Genomic DNA, 16,299 nt, shown 5'->3' on the forward strand with positions numbered 1-16,299 from the left:
TCAGCCCTCCCTGTTCTGATTAATGATCGTTGACACAAATTTGCTTTCCAAAAAGTCATCCAGGGTAGACGGCCCCCCTTCTCTACCGACGCCGCTTTCTTTCACGCCGCCGAATGCCCCTTCTACCTGCGCAAGAATAGTATCATTAACACCTACCATTCCATATTCCAACTCTTCTGAAAGACGGTGTGAACGGGATAAGTCATTGGTGAAAATATAGGCGGCCAATCCGTAATCCGTATTGTTCGCTTCTTCTACCGCTTCCATTTCGGTCTTGAATGAAAAAATCGGTGCAACAGGGCCGAATGTTTCTTCAGAGGCAATTTGCATGCGGTTCGTCACACCCTTCAGTACTGTCGGTTGATAATAAAAACCATCCTCAAAGCCTGGAGCAGTATTTTCCGCTCCTCCTGTAACAATTTCTGCACCTTTAGCAACAGCGTCCTGGACGTGACTGTTCGTTTTAATAAGGCTGTCTTTATTAATTAACGGTCCCACATCTGTTTCGGTGTTATGAACGTCGCCAATGTTCAGTTGATCTACAGCTAGTTTCAATTTCTGCGTGAATTCATCAATCACGGTATCCTGCACGTATATCCTGTTTACACAGATACAAGTCTGTCCGGTATTGTTGAATTTACTGCGTGTGATCTGCTGAACCGCTGCATCCATATCACAGTCATCAAAAACAATAACAGGAGCATGTCCGCCCAATTCCATTGAAATTCGTTTCACTTGTTCTCCAGCTTTCTGATACAGCATTTTCCCTACTTCTGTTGACCCGGTGAATGTCACTTTTCGAATCCGTTTATCTGCCAGCAGTGTATTTCCTATCGGTTCCGGATCTCCAATTACTAAATTTATAACTCCTGCCGGGAATCCAGCCTCTTCAGCCATTTCAAAAAACTTCACAGCAGAAAGCGGTGTCTCTTCCGCAGGTTTAAGTACGACAGTGCAGCCTGCTGCCAAAGCAGGTGATAACTTTCGTGCTATCATGCTGAATGGAAAATTCCATGGTGTGATCGCGGCTACCGGACCTACTGGTTCTTTATTAATCTGCAGGCGTTTCGAAGAATCCATCGCATGCACTGTCGTACCATAAGAACGGCGGGCTTCCTCAGCATTCCAGCGGATATATTCCGCTCCGTTGACCACTTCCATTAAAGCCTGTTTTTTCGGCTTCCCGCACTCTAATGTAATGACATCTGCAATTTCCTCTTTGTTGTTTAGCACGACGTCGTATAACTTCCATAATTTATTCGCCCGCTCCCTGGCGGTCTGGCGGGACCATCCCTTGAAACTGTCTGATGCAGCAGCTACTGCTGCTTCTGCTTCTTGTTTTCCGGCATTGGCTACTCTTCCTATACAGTTGTTCTCCGCCGGATTAATGACTTCTATCGCCGACTCGGCTGTATCACCCACCCAGGAACCGTTAATAAAATTTTTATAAAATGTTTGTTTAACCTGCTGCATATTTTTGTTCCTCCCATTAGATATTGTAATCCATATAATTTCATATACATTTTCATATATTTTCGTTCTATCAGTTCATATGATATCCGCCGTTAACATCCAACGAAGTGCCGTTAATGAAATTCGAAGCAGGGTCGGCTAAATACAATACGGCATTGGCTACGTCCTCTGGTGCCCCAAGCCGATTAACCGGTATCTGCTCCTGGTAGTCAGCAGTCTGATCCTGATTTTTCACATCGGACAACATCTCTGATTCGGTCAGACCCGGGCATACAGAATTAACGGTAATACCATATGATCCGAGCTCCACAGCCAGAGCTCTTGTCAGTCCAAGCACCCCTGATTTCGATGCAATATAGTCAGCGCCGCAGATTTCTGCCGGACGAATTTTGGCGGCCTGCGATGACATGTTAATAATCCTTCCCCATCTCTTTTGTTTCATCGCTGGGATCACTGCCCGGCTGGTTAAAAATTGACTTCTGAGATTAACAGCCATCACCTGTTCCCACTCTTCAAGTGTCATATCTTCGACTTCTGTTTTCTTTCCATTATGCCGGGGAGAGATCCCGGCGTTATTTACAAGTATATCGATTCCACCCGTCTCAGCTGTGACGTGCTGCATTAATTCGGCAACAAACTTTTCATCCGAAATGTCTCCTGAAACAGCCCGGACCTGACCTTCACCCTGTTTCATTTCTTCAGCAGCCCGGTTTACTTTATTCGAATTCACATCATTGAGAAATACAAAAGCCCCACGCTCCAGAAAACATGCTGCAATGTTTCTGCCAATTCCCTGGGCAGCTCCAGTGACCAATACTGTTTTATTGTGAAAAGACAAGCTGACTCCCCCTTTTACTCACCCAAACAGTCCGACTGATCGTTTCCATGATTCTGCCAATTCTTTTTCGCTCTTTGTGCGGGTTTCATTTAATTCTTCTTCTGCGTCAGCTCCTACCGGGTAATGTACTGGAAATACATGTTCTGACTCGGCTGCTTCAACAATCGCGTCTGCGACTATCTGCGGATCCGCCGCTTGTTTCACATTGCTTTCCGCCATTGATTTTACAGCATATTCCATATCTTTATAGGGCGATTCTGAAATGGCTTTCTGTTGTTTTACCATTTCTTCTTTCAACGCACGATTCTCGAATATTTTTGTTGCAAAGAAACCGGGTTCAATTTGACGCACTTTTATATTAAAGGGTTCTACTTCCAGAGCAAGGGCGTCACTCATAATACCCAGAGCATGTTTGGTCGCTGCATACCCCCAATTTATAGGTCTTCCCGGTATTCTTCCATCAATTGACGCCACATTAACAATGACCCCGGACTTCTGATTTCTCATCGTTGGAAGAACAGCCCTTGTGGTGCGCAGCGGTCCATAAAAATTTGTTTCAAACGCATAATTCAACAGGTTTAGATCGAGACACTCCACCGGACCTAAACATCCAACACCGGCATTGTTTACCAGGATATCGATCTTCTTTTCTTTTTGCAGTACTTTGGAGACAGCCTGATGGACGGAGGTTTCATCCGAGACATCCATAGACAGAACGGATACGGCAAGTTTCTCTGACTCTGCTTCTTCTACTAATTCCTGGGATTTTGTAACATTTCTCATCGTCGCATATACTTGATATCCCTTTCTGCCAAACGTCAAAGCACTGAGATATCCAAACCCGCTGCTACAGCCTGTAATAAGGACAACCTGCACAACATCACCACCTTTATAATCAAGCAAGCTCTAATAAACAATCCCGGAAGACACGGGTATGATGATCGACATCATCTTTCGTAGTATAGGGGCACATTAGAGCCATACTATGAAATGGAGTAATCAAGATTCCCCGGTTCAGATGAAATAGATGGAGATATGCTTCCAATTCTGCATCACGCATGTTTTTAGCTTCTCCTCCATTTCCGGGAGGAGTATCGTTGAACATGTATTCCACCCGTGCTCCGATTCTTGTTACGTGCCAGAGCAATGCTGTTTCGTTAATAACTTCCCGAACACCCTCTTCAAACCGCCGGGCCATCGCAATCATATGCGCATAGGTTTCTTCGGTCATCACTTGACTCAAGGTTTCTTTTACTGCGCGCTGAGTTAACACATTTCCAGCCAATGTACCGCCAAAGCCGCAATGGCTGATTGCATATCCATCTTTGTTTGTATACTGTTCCAGTACTTCCGCCATCTCTTCTGTCATGCCGTATACTGCAGCAGGTATCCCTCCCGCCACCGCTTTCCCCAGCACGAACAAATCCGGCTCCAATCCATATGCACCAGTGTAACCCCGGTGATCGGTCGATATCGTATGCGTCTCGTCAATGATCAGGAGAGTCCCAGTTTGTTTTGTGACATCCCGGAGTTTTTGGTGATACCCATCATCAGGGGGGACCATACCGACATTTGTCATTACAGGTTCAGCCAACACACACGCCACGTCCCTATCTTTTAACGCATGTTCCAGTGCATCGATATCATTAAATTCGATTACTTTTGTTGTGTTATTAAAGTCTACTGCATTTTGAGAGACCCTTGGCTGCGGTACCATGTTTCCTTCCTCATCAATGGAAACCTGTGTTTCGTCGAGCGAGCCATGGTATTTTCCATTAAACACCAGAACTTTATCTCTTTCTGTTTTAATTCTACTCAACCGGATGGCAAAACGGTTGGCATCTGTAGCAGACGTAGCCATCTGCCAGTAGGGAAGACCGAACCTCTGCTGAAGATCTTCACCTACCATCGCGGCGTCTTCGGAAGGAAACATAACTGTACTTCCATGTTCGACCTGTTCCTGTATGGCTTTCGAAATAATATCGTTGGCATGACCGAACATAGCGCCTGTATCCCCTAAACAAAAATCTACATATTGACGTTCATCGACGTCAGTCAGATGGGCTCCTTTTGCCGTTTTGTAATGAACAGGAAAAGGGGACGGCCAATTATCCATCCAGTGCATGGGCACCCCGCGCACCAATGAGTTCTTTCCTCGTTCATGATAATCGCGCGAAACAGGATGCTCTTTTTTAAAGCGATCTTCCTCCCTTTTCATCAATGAGGAAAGCCGTTGCTGATCTATCTCTTTCATTCCGGACAAATTCCCCTTCCATTGCATTTTTTATGAAATTCAAATAGAAGACTGGTCTGTTTCCAGAGGTCCTTCTGCGTAATGATTCTTCTGTTTTGATTTGAACTTATAGTTTGCAAGAAAAACAGCAGCTGCGATGCAAATGCCGACCAGGCCGGCTGCTGCATTCCAAAGCATATCTCCGATCGGTACAAACATCATGACCGAAGCCCCCGCAAGAATGCACCTCTGCATCATGGATAATGGATGAAACGCATACCCCACAAAACAGATCGAAAGAACAACGCTTCCAATAACAGCTAAGATGACTGATAACCCAATATCTACATAGGGCTGCGTCCATTCATAACTCAAGAGTAGAAGCGGGTCATAGACAAATAAAAATGGGACGATATAAGCCATAACTCCAAACGAAATCGCCTGCATGCCGATTTTATATGGATTTGCCCCCGCAATTGGTGATGCCGCAAAACATGCCAGAGCGATCGGAGGTGTTATATTGGACACAATCGCAAAGAAGAATACGAACAAGTGGGCGGCAATGGGAGTAACTCCTAATTCCACCAAAGACGGAGCCACCAGCACTGCTACAATGGAGTATGCTGCGATTCCGGGCATTCCCATACCCAATACAATACATACAGCCGCACTGGACAGAAGTAGAATGAAGAGGCCGTATTGCCCAACTTGTACTAATGCCTGAACCAGATTAAATCCAAGTCCTGTTGTTCTGATAATCCCTACAATTAAACCAGCAGCCGCCAGGATAACCCCAATTTCCAGGATCATTTGACCTGTATTCTGTAATGCTTTCATTAACCTTTGAGGTATATTCTGTCTTGCCTCCTTTTGAATCAGAAGCAGAAGAAAAGCCGCAAAAGCCGAATACACCGCTGCTATTTCCGGTGACCTTCCTTCAATAAATAAGAAGTGAACAAGTATTCCGAATATTGGAAGTATCAATGTTCCTTTGAAAAATACATCTTTCTTGGATGGAAGATCTACGGAAATGGTTCCCAGCCCTTTTTTTGCTGCGCGAAAATCAACTTGTACAAAGATGCACAGATAATATAGAAAGGCCGGAACAACTGCAGCCATAGCTACCTCCTGGTATGGAACACCTAGATTATCTGCTATAAGAAAAGCTACGATACCCATGAGGGGAGGCAGAATCACGCCTCCGGTGGAAGCAACGGATTCAATCGCCCCAGCCTCTTCTTTTGAATATCCATTTCTTTTCATCAAGGGGATCGTGATATTTCCTGTTAACATTACATTTGCCACCGGTCCTCCGGTTATACTCCCTACCAAACTGGATCCTACAACGGATGCTTTCGCAGCTCCTCCCCGGAATCTGCCGAACAATGTAAGAGCAAGATTGTTAAAGATTTCTCCACCTTTGAACTGAAGCAGAACCTGACCAAACAATATAAACGCAAGTCCCATTGTTGCAGCCAGCCGAAGCAGATCTAAAAAACTCGACGTGTCTAAATACAAATAATTCATTAATTGATCAAAAGAGGTTGCTTCTCCCTGAAAAGGTCCGGGCATCATCGGTGCTGTGAAGGCGTAGAGAAAAAAGACTCCCACTATAATAACAAGCGTCCAACCTAATAATCTTCGCAACGCCTCCAGAATTAACACAAACGCCAAAACACTCATAGTCAACCGACCGGCATCTATCATCGCAAACTTCATTAATATTTGAGGATAATAGATAAAGATGTACATCCCTACCGCTGCACCTGCCAGCGTGAGTAACCAGTCATACCATGGAACTTTGTGTTTAGCGGCTCTCCCGCCCGCCGGAACACCGATAAACACTCCTGCCAAAATTAATGCAAAAATCGCGCCCGCGTACTGTTCCCGATAAAAGTCCATACCGAAGTATCTGTACACAGAAAGCATAAACAGGACGCCCGTAATGGGAATGAGCATTAAAATACTTTTCCAGAGCATTGAAACAAAGCCATGAAGTTCCCGGTTTGTCGAGTATTCTCTTTGTTCCATTTCATCGTCCCTTTCAAAAGAATACTGTCTTTTCCAGTTGTTGCGTCATAATCACCATATTTGTTTGTTCATTACTGCTCCTCCAGCAATTGCTGCTGATGTTGTTCTGCTTCCTCAGTCCAAATATCATTTTCCTTAAAATATTTCACCGAACCCTCGTGGTAAGGAGCACCCGGGTTGGGATCGAACATTACATCATGGTTCCAATCCTCCAGCCAGCTTCCATATTGATGAAGCTTCTCGTAATTTTCCCACAACGTTTTCGTAATTTTATACACCGTGTCTTCCGATACATGAGAACCCGCCAGCAAGTCAATCGGATATCCATAGATCACTTTTTCCTCTTCAATTAATCCGCCTTGAAAAGCTACAGGTTTTAGTCCTGGATTCAATTCCTGCATTCTTTCCTTGAAATCCTGCGGAAAATCATCAATATTGTCAGGTGATACTCCCCCTAAATTCAATGCTTTTATGCCAACTGCTTCATCGACTTCCAGATTTGTCCCCTGAGTCGGCACCCCTACAAAAGCAGCATCCACTCTGCCATTGCGCAAAGCCTCCACTCCGGAAGGGGCATCTGCGACCTGTACAGTTTCTACATCCTCAAATGACAAACCCACACTAAGTAACGGAATTTCTGCAAGCCTGTCTGTTCCTGGATCACCGCCATAACCTGCCGCCACTTTTTTCCCTTCCAAGTCTTTCAGGCTGTCTATCCCTGAATCTTCCTGAACCGCCAACCCTGTCAAATTCGTGAAATTACCCGATACAACGGTTCGTACATTGTCAGTCTGCGGAATATCAAATTCTTCATATCCTGTATAAGCCCAACTGGCCAGCCCTCGTTGAGTGATACCAAAATCCACATCACCTTCATGCATCATTTGTTTCCATGTCATCAGGCCCGAATAAGGGTTCACTGTCGCATTTATTGGAGTTTCCTCCCCTATTAAACTGGCAATGCCGGATCCGGACACGTGAAAGGCTGTCCCTTCAGCAAGGGTTGCTATATCAATACTCGAATCACCACCTGAAGATCCTTCAGCATTCTCGTTACTACTGCTCTCTCCACAAGCCGATAACAACAGAAAAGATGCGATGAAGGGGACAGCAGCCAACCTGATTTTTTTATTTAAAAAATTCATGTTAAACCTCTTTTCTATAAATAATTTCACTTTAAAACATAATATCCTTAAATTGTCATTCTTTCTTTTCATTGATGTCGTAAACCACTTCTCCATCCAACAAGGTTTGACAAACACGAACATTGTGGATGTCTTCCGGCGGGATATGAAATAGATCTCTATCTATTACGATGAGGTCTGCCGCTTTGCCAATTTCTATAGATCCGGTCCTATGCTCCACATTTAATGTTTTAGCAGCATTTATCGTAAAAAGCTCCAGCGCCTCTTCTAAAGTAAGCCTTTCCGCCGCATTCAAGATTTCATCATGATCCATGAATGGATTTTTTCTAGTCACTAACGTTTCAAGCGCCATCCACGGATCAGGAGAAGCAACGGGCCAATCAGAACCTCGTACAACCAAAGCACCTGTCTGGTAAACACTTCTTACGGGAAATGTTCCGGCCACCCTTTCCTGTCCCAGTAAAGTCGCTTTTTGTTCTTGAAATGCCGTTGGATACCAGAACGTTGGAGAAAACTCTGCACACGCGCGCAACTGCCGAAAACGAGGAATATCTGATTCATCAACAAAGCCATTGTGAGCTATTTCATGGACCAGACCGCTGTTTCCATTAGCTGTACGGGCTTCCTCTATGGCATCCAGGCCAGCTCTCACCGCGGCATCACCTGTCGCATGCATCTTGACAGTCACTCCTGCCTGATCCAATGCGATAAGATCCTGTTTTAAAACTTCCGGGTCTACTAACAACATCTCTAAAGGATCATGGTTTTCTGCTTCTTCTCCTGGATAAGGTTCAAGGAAAGCAGCTGTTTTATAAGCCGGAACACCATCAAGAAACATTTTGGCATAATTGGTATCCAGGTTATCCCGTTCATAGTCCCACCGTCTGTATACCAAGTTCTTCTGCTCTTCGTATGGAATATTATTTCCGTAGTCACATTTCCACATTAAGTGGGTTCCTGTTCTCACATTCCACTTTTTATCATCCGTCAGTGCTGCATAAACTTCTAACAACTCTTCATCCACTGCTGGATCTTTGATGCCTGTAATGCCCTTTGAATTCAAGTAATCTGATACCCATACTCCCGCTTTATATAGTTCTTCTCTTTTTCTATACGGGAGAAATGGCTCAATTAAATTACATGCATTCTCAACAAGCAGCCCAGTTAGTTCCCCATTCTCATTCTTTGGTAAGTGACCTCCTTCCGGCTCTTGTGTCTTATTATCAATCCCTGCTCTTTCCAGCGCTTTACTGTTCACCCATGCATTGTGTGTGCTGAAGTCAAAGAATACCATCGGTCGTGTGGAATCAATGTTATCCAGCAATTCTTTGGAGAGTTGAGAATGAATCCCAAATGCCCAGTTTCCTCCAACAACCCACTCATTATCCGGATTTTGTTTCACATATATTGAAATCGCTTCCAAAATATCGTCGAGTTTTACCTCATCACCCTCCGGGAGATTACACTCAAATAGTTTTTTATATCCACCATGAAGTGCATGAATATGAGGATCCATAAAACCCGGCAGCACCATCTTCCCTTCTAAATTCACCACTTCTGTTGCAGCGCCGATTAACTTTTTTGCTTCAAATGTTCCTAATAATTCCAATTTTCCGTCTTTTATTGCTACAGCATCTGTGAACTTTTGCTCCTTTCCCCCGCAATAAAATTTTCCATTTATTAATACTTTATCTGCAGATACATTCACCAGAATATCCTCCCCCTTCATTACAATGATCTAAAGTTTTTAGAATTTATCTATTTATCTGAAATTATAATACTTTATATCAATTCAGTCAAAAGTTTTTTATAAATCAATATATATATCAATAAAAAAGCACTTATAAACAGGTTGTTCAAACCCTTGATTCCATTTTGGATGCTTCTTATGGAGACAACAAGTAGTCCAAAACGAGACTTCCGGCTCCGATTCCTGCTGCATTTTCACCAAGCTCCCCTTGGCTGAAAGCTACTTCCAGCTGAGGAAATAACTTTTTATACCGTTTTTCAGCATTTTCTATCACTGTTCGGTAATATAAATCTAAATATCTATACATTGGTCCGCTTAATATAATTTTATCCGGATGAAAAATGATAATAATATTTGCCAAGCCCGCCGCAGAATAATAGGCTGCATGTTTCACCGCTTCTTCACATAAATTATCACCTTTTTCTACAGCTTCCAATACTTCCGGGAATGTGACGTCTGACGCATTATCTGGTTTTAGAAGGGATGGGCGCCCTTCTTTCAAACGGTCCTGCACATCTTCCACTAACGCTGGAATCGTGGAGTAAGCATTCATACAGCCGTAATTGCCGCAGGCACATTTTTTCCCGTGTATATCCACCACCATATGCCCCTGGCCAAAAGCTCCGACTTTATCTCCTCCTGAAGAACGAAGAATTTCTTTATTCAGCATCAGGCCCAGCCGGATACCGACACCTTTGTTGATATACACCACACTTTTGTTTTCCTTCGCAGCACCGTGCCGTCGCTCTGCATCAAGAGCGGTATTTTCACCGTAATCCAGAACCACTTCTGTATTAAATTCTTTTTTTAGTATTTTCGTGATCTGCACATTTTCCCAGCCGGGCGCAGGAAAATGAAGTGGTTTCTTAATAAGCCCCTTTTCAATATCCAATGGACCGATGGCTCCAATCCCTATTCCCAGAATGGAATTAATGGACAATTCGCGTTTCTCCAGCAGAGTATGAATACAAGCAATAAACTTACCGATCATTATCTCAGGACTGCTGGTTTCATCCATATTAAATTTTTCTTCTTCCAGAATCTGCAGATCCAGCTGCATTAATAAAACTTTGGAAAACGTTCTGGATATATCTATTCCAATCAGGTAATTAACAGATGGTTCAATCGAATACTTTTTCGGTTTCCGTCCCCCGCTGGATTCTGCTTCCCCGCTTTCATATATCAACCACATTTCTATCAGTTCTTCAATCAATCGTGCGCAGGTACTAAGTTTCAACCCTGTCCGTTCGGCTATCTCAGCTCTTGTTAATTCGCTTTCGTTTCTAATGCAGTGATAGAGTACTCTCAGATTAAGACCTTTTTGTGTGGTAGTTGATAGTATATTTTTGAGCATAAAACATCCTTCTTTTTAAATTTTGTGAAAATATATTATAAAACTTTTTATCAATTTAGTCAAAAGAGGGTCGTTCTTTCCAATAATAAAGCCCCCATTGCATAAAGCAATGAGAGCTTTTACTAATTACATACTCAATTCCAGTTCATCAAACGGAAGCTGGGCGTGGAACGCATCCATGTCGTAATCGGCAATAAAGTTTTCCCATAACAGCTGCACCGGCGTGTCAACATTAAACGGCAGATCATAAAAGGTATGCAGGGTCAGTTCTCCCGGTTTGTCGCCGGACTTCACTTCACACATGCCTTTCGTAACCACCGTGCCGCTCTTAAGAGTGACCTCATAGGATCCCGGCGACGGAAGAAGATAGTCCGTGTCGATATAGAGACGGTACCGATGCTCTTCCCGGCGGAGAATCCCCTGTATTTCATAACGGCCGCCGAGATAGTTCGGAATATGCTCGACCCGCCCGGTCGTGATCAGCTGGCGGAGAAGGGTGGAGCTGACCTTCTGATGATGCTTCTCCAGTTTTTCCACCGTTGTCACCCCAAAACGGCCGTCTGCATCAAGATTCAGCTGCGCCATGTTGCCTTCGCCCTTGAACCCGTACGTGTAGTCAAAGCCGGCGACTGCATGGCGGCATTTCAGGCCGTACAGGTAATCATCGACAAAGTCTTTATGCGGCACTTTGGCCACGTTCATGTCGAACGCTGTGATGTAGAGAAGGTCGACCCCGAGCTTTTCAAACATTCGTTCCTTCACGGAGAGCGGCGTAATATAGCGGGTTATCTGATTTCCTTTTTTGATAACCGTACTTGGATGAGGAAAAAAGGTCATGACAGCGAGCTTCAGGTTTTTCTGATCTGCGATGGTTTTCGCTGTTTTGATGATTTCCTGATGGCCCAGGTGCACACCGTCAAAAAAGCCTAGTGCCATCACACACGGTTCGCTGTTATCCTGTATGGTTTTCTCTATTGGATGCTGCACATGAATGGTTCTCATGACGGTCCCTCCCGTTTACACTTCAGTGGCTGCTTTATCGCTGATGTCCTTATATTTCCCTTCATAAATCGTCAGCGGCTGGCTGTCCTGCAGCTGAAGATTCTTCACCGCGCCGACAAATAGAGTGTGGTCTCCGGCTAAATGCGTCTGATGCACATCGCAGGCCAGCGTCACCAGGGAGTCTTCGATGACCGGTAATCCTTCAAATCGTTCAAATTCCACTTCCCGGTCCTTCAGCTGTCCGGCAAATATCATGGATTTATCCTGCTGGCTTTCCGATAAAATATTAACAGCAAATTGGCCGGACTGTTTGATCAAATCAAGCATATTGGCTTTGTTGGCAACAGATATCAATACCAGTTTCGGGTCAATCGAAACAGACATAAAGGCGTTTGCTGTCATGCCATGGACCTGACCGTCGACTTCTGTCGTAATGACCGTTACCCCTGTGGCGAATTTCCCCATCGCTGCCTTAAACATACGATCATCCATGTTATCACCTCGTTAAAAATTATTGTTGATGACAGTCAGCTTGAGCTCTGTCATTTCGTCCACCGCGTACTTGATGCCTTCCCGGCCCGTTCCGCTCTCTTTCACACCGCCGTACGGCATATGATCGACGCGGAAGGTTGGAAAGTCATTAATCAATACACCGCCGACTTCAAGCTGTTCGGACGCTTTCATGGCTTTCTGGATGTCCCGTGTATAAATACCGGCCTGCAGCCCGTACCTGGAATCATTGACTTCCCCGATGGCTTCTTCCACCGATGACACGCTGTTGATCAGGACGATCGGCGCGAATACTTCTTCGCAGGATACTTTCTGATCGCTCGGCACCCCTGTCAAAACGGTCGGCAGAACGACGTTTCCTTCGCTTGTATTGCCCGTTTCCACATTGGCTCCGCTGTCCTGTGCTTCTTTGATCCAGGACAATGCACGGTCGGCATCATCCGGTGAAATCATCGCCGATACGTTCGTTCCTTCGTCCAGTGGGTCACCGGTTTTCAGTTTTTTCGTTTCTTCGGTGAATCTATCGACAAACGTCCGGAATATATTATCGTGAACATAAATCCGCTGCAAAGAGATGCAGACCTGCCCCTGGAACGCAAACGCTCCCTGTACGCAGCGCGGCACGATTTGATCGAGGTCCGTATTTTCATCCACGATGAGAGCCGAGTTGGAACCGAGTTCAAGCGTTGTTTTTTTCAGGCCTGCCCGGCCGCGGATCTGCTTTCCGACTTCCGGACTGCCGGTGAACGTAATCATACTGACCCGGTCATCTGTGACAAGCTTATCGCCGATCACGCGGCCGCTTCCGGTCATGACATTCAATGCTCCCGCAGGAAGCCCCGCTTCTTCCAGCAGTTGTGCCAGGAAGAATGCCGACAGCGGTGTCTGGGAGGCCGGCTTCAACACGATCGTGTTGCCGGTCGCAATCGCCGGGCCGACTTTATGGGCCACGAGATTCATTGGAAAGTTAAACGGAGTAATGGCACCGATCACGCCGAGCGGCTCATGTGTGGTATAACCAATTCGGTTTTCCCCGCCGGGAGCCGCGTCCATCGGGAGTGTTTCCCCGTACAGCCCGCTGGCTGCCTGGGAAGCAAACGTGTACGTCTGAATCGTCCGGGCCACTTCACCTCTCGCTGTCGCAATAGGTTTTGCGGCTTCGAGCGCAATCAGTTCCGCTGCCCGCTCCTTATTTTCTTCCAGCAGGCGGGCCAGATTGGAAAGAATCGTGCTGCGCTGGTGCGCAGGCATCTGCTTCATGGCAGGCTTTGCCTTTACTGCTGCCTGCACGGCAGCTTCCGCTTCGTCTTCGCCGGCTGACGGAATCTTTGTCAGTTCCTGCTGATCAAAAGGAGCGTATAACGACTTGTATTCTTTTGGTTCTTTCCATTCTCCATTCAAAAAGAGAGCTTGATAAGCAGGGATTTCATGTTTAAGCATTGTAATCCACCATATCCTTTCTTTCTATCAGGTTACAAAATTCGGCTTTCTTTTCTTCAAAAGTGGGTCCTGCAAATCCTGCTTGCTTCCTGAATGAATATCAAGGACTTCGGTTGCTTCTTCAAACCAGCTGTCCGGTGCTTCATGTCCCCAGAAGGTCTGGCGCATCGGGTCGTTCAGATCCCAGCGGATCGGTTTGAAGTCCGGATCGCTTGTCAGGTAGTCGCCGTTGTAGAGCTCAATGCGGTGCCCGTCAGGATCACGGAGGTAAAGGAAAAAGGCGTTCGACAAACCGTGGCGTCCCGGACCGCGCTCAATACTCGGGGCGAACCCTTTAGCGGCCAGGTAGTCGCAGCCGTCAATCAGGCTCATCGGATCTTTCAGCCAGAAACCGACATGGTGAAGCCGCGGCCCAGGTCCATTCATAAACGCCACATCATGGACGCTCGGCTTCCGGTGCAGCCACGCCGCCCAGATCCGTTCCTCTTCACCGGCCGTATACTCCGAGCAGGCAAAGCCAAGTTCATCGATATAATAATTGTGCGCTCCTTCAACATCCGGCACCATACAGTTAAAATGATCAATCCGCTGGACTTTGGCGCCTTTGTACACATCGTAGCGCTGGAGCATCCGCTCTGCGGTATCCATCTGGGCATAGTACTCTACCGGCAGGCCGCTTGGATCCATCACCCGGAGAGAACGTCCCAGTGCTTTCTGGGATCCGGCTTCCATCCAGATGACGTCCCGCTGCTGCGATTCAAAGAAGCGTGCCAAAGCATCCAGATCATCTTCCGAGCGAACTTTGTAGCTGATAACTTCAAGCGCCGGCTCGGCTTTCTTTTTCAGCCATAGACTGTGGTGATTGTGTTCCTCCAGCCCCCGGAAAAAAATATTTTCGCTATCGGAATCGGTTTCAATAAAGCCGAGCGCGTCATAAAACGCTCTCGACTTTTCCAGATCAGTGACGTGCAGGACCGCCCGCCCGCACCGGATAATATCAAAGTACATGATGATTCCCCCCTTAAATGTTGGAGAAGTCCGGTTTGGACGATTTCACGCTGTCCAAAAAGTCTTCCACGTATTGTTTGTACGGCTCTTTGTCATATTGTTCAAAATAGGACATGCCCATTTTGACTGGATCGCCGAAGAAGTAATATTCATAATGCATCTGCCGGCTGCCGAATGCACTCATTGTCATATCCCAGGCCAGACGGAACAGTTTCACTCTTTCATAACCTTCGAGATTCTTCGCCTGCAGGCCGCGGTTGACGAGGTGTCCGATTTCTTCGTTGTGGAAGTCTTCTTCCGTCGGAATACCCATCAAACCGGATGCGCCGAGAATACGGAGAATTTCCACAAGACGCGGATAAACTCTCGGATACCAGTTTCTTGCCGCGTTCAGCGCTTCAAAATCCGGTGTCATCGTTCCCCATTTATCAAGCGTTGCGTTTTGTTCGGCGCGGAACAGATGGGATTTCATCGTTTCGAGTACGAGCATGATTTCGGTTCCTTTATCCTGGACGTGCTGGAACTGGTCAATACCAATGGATTCCATCACCTTCAGCACGACACCGAGCAGGAATTCCGTTTTTACGACGTTTTTGGCTACAACCTGATGAGACATGTGCACCACCGCATTCGTTTCCATAAACGTGCGGTTACAGATCGAGGAGTTGCCGCATACAAAGACGTTTTCCCATGGAACAAAGACGTGGTCAAAGTAAACAATGGCGTCTCCTTCTTCAAAACGGCTGCTGAGCGGATGGTCCCATTCGCTTTTTCCATAGTCGAAGGATTCACGGCTGATGTATTTCAGGCCGGGCGTGTTGTTTTTCACGACAAATGCGAGGGAATACGGATCGTCGTGCTCTCCGGATTTTTTCACCGTCGACGGGAACACGAGAATTTCATCGGTAATACCGCCCTGGGTCGCAAGCAGCCGGGCGCCGTCTACAATAATGCCGTCGGAACGTTTTTCCACCAGATGCAGGGCCACGTTGGCGTCTTTCTGTTCATGCTGCGCTTTCTGCCGGTTCACCTGTGGATGAATCAGCGTGTGGGTGAGGCTGATGTCATTTTCTCTTGCATACTCATAGTAGTTTTTCGCGTTCTCGGCAAACATCGGATCATCTTCGGCGAACAGGTCGTTGGCAATACCCATCGCCATTACTTCAGCGTTCAGGTAATCCGGGGAACGGCCGAGCATGCCGCCGGATGTCCTGGCCCATTCCTGAATCGCTTCGCGGCGTTTCACGAGGTCATCGATCGTCTGCGGCTGGAAAAAGGTCATTCCCACCTTTTCGCCGGTGGTCGGCGACGTGTAAAGCATTTTCTCGGGTTTTTCGTATTGAAGGTCATACAGCCGGGCCATCGAATCAATCACGTTCTTAAAGCCCGGGTGCGTGGTTGGATCTTCGACGCGCTCTCCGTGGATATACACATTGTTGCCCGCCTGTCTGAGTCTTTCTTTGTATTCGGCTCCTGTTTTTGCTGGCATTGGTGTTTCCTCCTTTATACTGGAAT

The 16,299-nt window shown here is 46.2% G+C and carries 13 protein-coding genes; all 13 read right to left on the reverse strand.

Translation table 11 applies throughout. From position 1 onward, the window contains the following. Complete coding sequence (locus ACW9JV_RS17015; RefSeq protein ID WP_457336630.1) at positions 1 to 1,473, reverse strand: NAD-dependent succinate-semialdehyde dehydrogenase; 1,473 nt, start codon at positions 1,471 to 1,473, stop codon at positions 1 to 3. Between the two features lie 70 nt (positions 1,474 to 1,543). Then, positions 1,544 to 2,311 carry an SDR family NAD(P)-dependent oxidoreductase gene (locus ACW9JV_RS17020; RefSeq protein WP_457336632.1) on the reverse strand — a complete coding sequence of 256 codons (768 nt, stop codon included), beginning with the start codon at positions 2,309 to 2,311 and terminating at the stop codon, positions 1,544 to 1,546. 18 nt (positions 2,312 to 2,329) lie between these two features. Beyond that, positions 2,330 to 3,187, reverse strand: a complete 858-nt coding sequence (locus ACW9JV_RS17025) for an SDR family oxidoreductase (RefSeq protein WP_457336634.1) — start codon at positions 3,185 to 3,187, stop codon at positions 2,330 to 2,332. A gap of 19 nt (positions 3,188 to 3,206) precedes the next feature. Beyond that, positions 3,207 to 4,565: an aspartate aminotransferase family protein gene (locus tag ACW9JV_RS17030; RefSeq protein WP_457336636.1), complete on the reverse strand. Its 1,359-nt coding sequence runs from the start codon at positions 4,563 to 4,565 to the stop codon at positions 3,207 to 3,209. Between the two features lie 39 nt (positions 4,566 to 4,604). Further along, positions 4,605 to 6,575, reverse strand: a complete 1,971-nt coding sequence (locus ACW9JV_RS17035) for a TRAP transporter permease (protein WP_457336638.1) — start codon at positions 6,573 to 6,575, stop codon at positions 4,605 to 4,607. A gap of 71 nt (positions 6,576 to 6,646) precedes the next feature. Beyond that, positions 6,647 to 7,720 carry a TAXI family TRAP transporter solute-binding subunit gene (locus tag ACW9JV_RS17040; RefSeq protein WP_457336640.1) on the reverse strand — a complete coding sequence of 358 codons (1,074 nt, stop codon included), beginning with the start codon at positions 7,718 to 7,720 and terminating at the stop codon, positions 6,647 to 6,649. Between the two features lie 55 nt (positions 7,721 to 7,775). Then, positions 7,776 to 9,428, reverse strand: coding sequence for an amidohydrolase (locus tag ACW9JV_RS17045; RefSeq protein WP_457336642.1), 1,653 nt, complete (start codon positions 9,426 to 9,428; stop codon positions 7,776 to 7,778). 178 nt (positions 9,429 to 9,606) lie between these two features. Further along, positions 9,607 to 10,824, reverse strand: coding sequence for an ROK family transcriptional regulator (locus ACW9JV_RS17050; RefSeq protein ID WP_457336644.1), 1,218 nt, complete (start codon positions 10,822 to 10,824; stop codon positions 9,607 to 9,609). 126 nt (positions 10,825 to 10,950) lie between these two features. Next, entirely contained in the window at positions 10,951 to 11,826 is an 876-nt protein-coding gene (locus tag ACW9JV_RS17055; protein WP_457336646.1) for an adenylyltransferase/cytidyltransferase family protein, read from the reverse strand. 15 nt (positions 11,827 to 11,841) lie between these two features. Continuing rightward, the gene (locus tag ACW9JV_RS17060) at positions 11,842 to 12,318 is read right to left on the reverse strand and encodes a flavin reductase family protein (RefSeq protein WP_457336648.1); all 477 of its coding nucleotides are present in this window, start codon (positions 12,316 to 12,318) and stop codon (positions 11,842 to 11,844) included. 12 nt (positions 12,319 to 12,330) lie between these two features. Further along, entirely contained in the window at positions 12,331 to 13,776 is a 1,446-nt protein-coding gene (locus tag ACW9JV_RS17065) for an aldehyde dehydrogenase family protein (RefSeq protein ID WP_457336650.1), read from the reverse strand. Between the two features lie 27 nt (positions 13,777 to 13,803). Continuing rightward, positions 13,804 to 14,784 carry a 3,4-dihydroxyphenylacetate 2,3-dioxygenase gene (gene hpaD, locus ACW9JV_RS17070; RefSeq protein WP_457336652.1) on the reverse strand — a complete coding sequence of 327 codons (981 nt, stop codon included), beginning with the start codon at positions 14,782 to 14,784 and terminating at the stop codon, positions 13,804 to 13,806. 13 nt (positions 14,785 to 14,797) lie between these two features. Continuing rightward, positions 14,798 to 16,273, reverse strand: a complete 1,476-nt coding sequence (gene hpaB, locus ACW9JV_RS17075; protein ID WP_457336654.1) for a 4-hydroxyphenylacetate 3-monooxygenase, oxygenase component — start codon at positions 16,271 to 16,273, stop codon at positions 14,798 to 14,800. Between the last annotated feature and the right edge of the window lie 26 nt (positions 16,274 to 16,299).

The organism is Salibacterium sp. K-3 (assembly GCF_054052005.1).

Excerpts from the sequence above, each read along its gene's own strand:
- ACW9JV_RS17015 (WP_457336630.1), bottom strand. The coding sequence starts at position 1,473 with ATGCAGCAGGTTAAACAAACATTTTATAAAAATTTTATTAACGGTTCC.
- ACW9JV_RS17030 (WP_457336636.1), bottom strand. The coding sequence starts at position 4,565 with ATGAAAGAGATAGATCAGCAACGGCTTTCCTCATTGATGAAAAGGGAG.
- ACW9JV_RS17035 (WP_457336638.1), bottom strand. The coding sequence starts at position 6,575 with ATGGAACAAAGAGAATACTCGACAAACCGGGAACTTCATGGCTTTGTT.
- ACW9JV_RS17040 (WP_457336640.1), bottom strand. The coding sequence starts at position 7,720 with ATGAATTTTTTAAATAAAAAAATCAGGTTGGCTGCTGTCCCCTTCATC.
- ACW9JV_RS17050 (WP_457336644.1), bottom strand. The coding sequence starts at position 10,824 with ATGCTCAAAAATATACTATCAACTACCACACAAAAAGGTCTTAATCTG.
- ACW9JV_RS17055 (WP_457336646.1), bottom strand. The coding sequence starts at position 11,826 with ATGAGAACCATTCATGTGCAGCATCCAATAGAGAAAACCATACAGGAT.
- ACW9JV_RS17060 (WP_457336648.1), bottom strand. The coding sequence starts at position 12,318 with ATGGATGATCGTATGTTTAAGGCAGCGATGGGGAAATTCGCCACAGGG.
- ACW9JV_RS17065 (WP_457336650.1), bottom strand. The coding sequence starts at position 13,776 with ATGCTTAAACATGAAATCCCTGCTTATCAAGCTCTCTTTTTGAATGGA.
- hpaD (WP_457336652.1), bottom strand. The coding sequence starts at position 14,784 with ATGTACTTTGATATTATCCGGTGCGGGCGGGCGGTCCTGCACGTCACT.
- hpaB (WP_457336654.1), bottom strand. The coding sequence starts at position 16,273 with ATGCCAGCAAAAACAGGAGCCGAATACAAAGAAAGACTCAGACAGGCG.